Source organism: [Flexibacter] sp. ATCC 35208, from assembly GCF_001975825.1.
Taxonomy (GTDB): domain Bacteria; phylum Bacteroidota; class Bacteroidia; order Chitinophagales; family Chitinophagaceae; genus Chitinophaga.
This window is the reverse complement of the sequence record NZ_MTKN01000156.1, coordinates 1-3,053: the sequence shown is the minus strand read 5'-3', so window position 1 is coordinate 3,053 and position 3,053 is coordinate 1. Positions and strand designations below refer to the sequence as shown.

Below are 3,053 nucleotides of genomic sequence, written 5' to 3'. Positions count from 1 at the left end.
CTTATCTTCGTCTATGAGTCCCAGAATTATTCGTTTTTATTTGCTAAAACAAAAATCCTTAATTCCTGGGACTTCCTTTTTTTCCTTCAAAAAGTGTAAACAACTTCATTTATTCGAATCTGATCAAATCAAGATAATTAAGGAATCTCAATAATCTCTTTTATTTACATACAACGTCCAGCTTAAATAGAGGTTAAAAGTGTTTTAGCGATTGCCAATTTTAATTCCTCTTTAACTCCTTGTTGTTCGGCGTATTCCTTCCAATTGCTAATTACCTCTTGAATCTCTGAAATAATTTGATCAGCTTTTTTGATATTTTGAAGTTCATACATCGTATTAAATTATATCGCGCTACAAATATGGCAACTATACCAACCTCGAACTTTTAGCATACTATATTCGCTCATTGGGCCCTAAACACTACCTAAATCCATCCAATCCTGCATAATCTGGTTCGAGGTTCCGATACCTGGGGCCGCAAAACTACAAGACCCGCTCTATGAGCGGATCTTGTAGTTTTATCCAATTTTCTCTTTTTGCCCCAAAGAATTAGAATTCAAACTGGTAAAGGATTCTGTTAGTTCGAAATCACTAAACTTCATTTCGGTTTAATGAAAATAAGAGGTGAAAGAGCTTCTAAACACCTCCGTCTATTATTGATAATCCTCTGAGTAAATTACTTTTACAAGGCCATACAACTACCTGCTATGTAAGCTGCCCGTAGATTCGGCCAGGAAATTTAGAGATTGACAAATGATTTGAAATATTATATCGGCCCAACTTCACTATAATTTACTATCAAGCTCATATCTTATCCTATCTTCTTCAATCAATTGCTTTAGTTCATTTTCGTCAGGAAGAGATAATCGATATTTGCTAGCAAACAACTTTTGATTTTCTGCCAATACAGAATATTTTACGATAGTCTCATCCTTTTCTGTACACAAAATAATACCAATCGTAGGGTTATCATCATCGCTCTTCTTCAAATCATCATACATTCTTACGTACATATCCATCTGGCCAATGGCTTCATGAGTAAGTTTATGTGTTTTTAACTCGAGTAATACGAAACACTTCAAATAATAATTATAAAAAACCAGATCAATGTAAAAATCAGAAGTATCAGTAACGATATGCTGTTGGCGGGCCACAAATGCAAACCCCTTTCCTAACTCCATTAAAAATTGTTGCAGATGATTTATTAGTGCAGATTCTATTTTAGTTTCCGTTTGTTCCTTATCCAGCGGTAAACCTAAAAACTCAAAAAGGTATGGGTCTTTAATAAAATGAGCAGCCTCCTTCGATTCATCTTCAGGAAGTTTAAGCATTCTTCCTAAATATTGACTATCAACGTTACGTTGTAATGTACGGCTATTCCAATTTCCGTCAATAGCGTGACCAACCAGCAGTACCCTAAGAGACTGATTATCAATCCTACTTATGATTCGATAATGAGTCCAACTCAATTCAGGACGCACCGCGTCCCAAATCTGAAATGCCAGAAAAAAATTCCGCATATTCCTTAAGTTACTCTCATCAAAACCTTTTCCAAACTCTAAGGTAAGTTTAGTAGCAAGGCTTTTCAGAACTGCTCGCCCATATGCCGCCCTATTCTTACCATTTTGCTCATCCTCAATAATGAGCTTACCTATTTCCCAATACGTTTTTAACAATATCGTATTGGTACTCCTATAAACTGTTTTCCTTGCATGGGCTATTACCTTAGCAATGGAATCTTACAAAGAGGAATTGAATTTATCAATAACATGACTCATCTATTACAAAATTTTAGCCCGACCGCTTAGCCCAATATTGGTTTAATGTCCAGCAAAATTATTTTAATTATTGACAACTATCAAGTCAAAAAAAATCATTAAAGTCATAAAATATTGAATATCAAAACGATAATGACCAGTTAAGTAATAACACTGTCCTTCCGATTCTACTAAGGGATTTAATTTCTAATAGGGTACTGTAAGACCGTCAATCATTCAACTATACAACATACGTGTTGTAATATTTATCAACAACTATAACTACTTTTACTATCAAACCCAACCTATAACCCGGGTTTCCCTGTATCTTCTCCTGTTATATTGTCATGAGCATCAAAAGGATATACCCTTATTCGTAAACTCTTGGTTCTCTGATGACATCATATACCATCCCAGACCCATTCCGTATACCATTAGCATGTATAATGAAAAAAACAGTCTGGGCATATAAGAATTCTGCCAAAATAGATATTGGATCATATCAACAAGGTGCTATTGACCTTGATGATATACAAAAACATAACTCTATTAGCGATGCAGAACCAACAACCGGAGGAACAGCGGAAGGAGTATTAATTCATGAATTAGTTGAACAGTTTGAGTTACAAAAATCCGGTGTTGATCCTAATGACAAAGCTACTAAAGATGCACGCTTTAATGACGATCATCAAGCAGGTATCAATGCAGAAAACCAGGTAAATGGAAATACCAGATTAAGAGAAAAAGAACAGATTTCGGAGGGTAATAGAGTTGATTTCCTTCATAACAATCCTTATTATTATAAGTATTACAGGCAAAAAGACAATACAATTCTTGAAGAAAGAATTTCTGTTGAATCAAAAGACATGCAAATCAATAAAAAAGTCATACCTGAATAATATGAAAATTGTAATTTATATCACATTAATAGTAGGTTTAATTTCATGTAATCGGCATACCTGTCAAACTATTGATGATAAAACTTGTCAGGAATTCAGACAACATTTAAATGTCATCAAAGGTCAATACAGACATGAGACTACCTACGTATCCGATTATAGAAAATCGCTCTCTTATATAAGCAGAGTGACCGGATACTGGTCCAATGCCGACTATAGTAGCACTGTGGGATTCAGGAAAAAGAAATACTACAATATAGCTATCAGGTACTGGGAAAAGTGGTACAGGAATAATAGATGTCTGTTGACCAGGCAATATGTAGATAGTATTATGACAAAGAAAAATAAATAATTAAGTACAAAAGGGGGGTAATAACAGAGGGCACTGAAAAAGTCC

The 3,053-nt window shown here is 34.6% G+C and carries 4 protein-coding genes; 2 read left to right on the top strand and 2 right to left on the bottom strand.

Going from position 1 to position 3,053, the window contains the following annotated elements; genetic code table 11:
- Positions 1 to 182: 182 nt before the first annotated feature.
- Both BW716_RS37340 and BW716_RS34725 read right to left on the bottom strand, forming a co-directional pair.
- Positions 183 to 332, bottom strand: a complete 150-nt coding sequence (locus tag BW716_RS37340) for a hypothetical protein (protein ID WP_179091415.1) — start codon at positions 330 to 332, stop codon at positions 183 to 185.
- Between the two features lie 453 nt (positions 333 to 785).
- On the bottom strand, positions 786 to 1,721 hold the full coding sequence (locus BW716_RS34725; RefSeq protein WP_255373921.1) for a YhcG family protein: 936 nt from the start codon (positions 1,719 to 1,721) through the stop codon (positions 786 to 788).
- A gap of 482 nt (positions 1,722 to 2,203) precedes the next feature.
- On the opposite strand from BW716_RS34725, the gene BW716_RS34720 reads away from it, so the two are divergent.
- Positions 2,204 to 2,656 carry a hypothetical protein gene (locus BW716_RS34720; RefSeq protein WP_083730628.1) on the top strand — a complete coding sequence of 151 codons (453 nt, stop codon included), beginning with the start codon at positions 2,204 to 2,206 and terminating at the stop codon, positions 2,654 to 2,656.
- Between the two features lies 1 nt (position 2,657).
- Positions 2,658 to 3,008, top strand: coding sequence for a hypothetical protein (locus BW716_RS34715; protein WP_083730627.1), 351 nt, complete (start codon positions 2,658 to 2,660; stop codon positions 3,006 to 3,008).
- Positions 3,009 to 3,053: the final 45 nt, after the last annotated feature.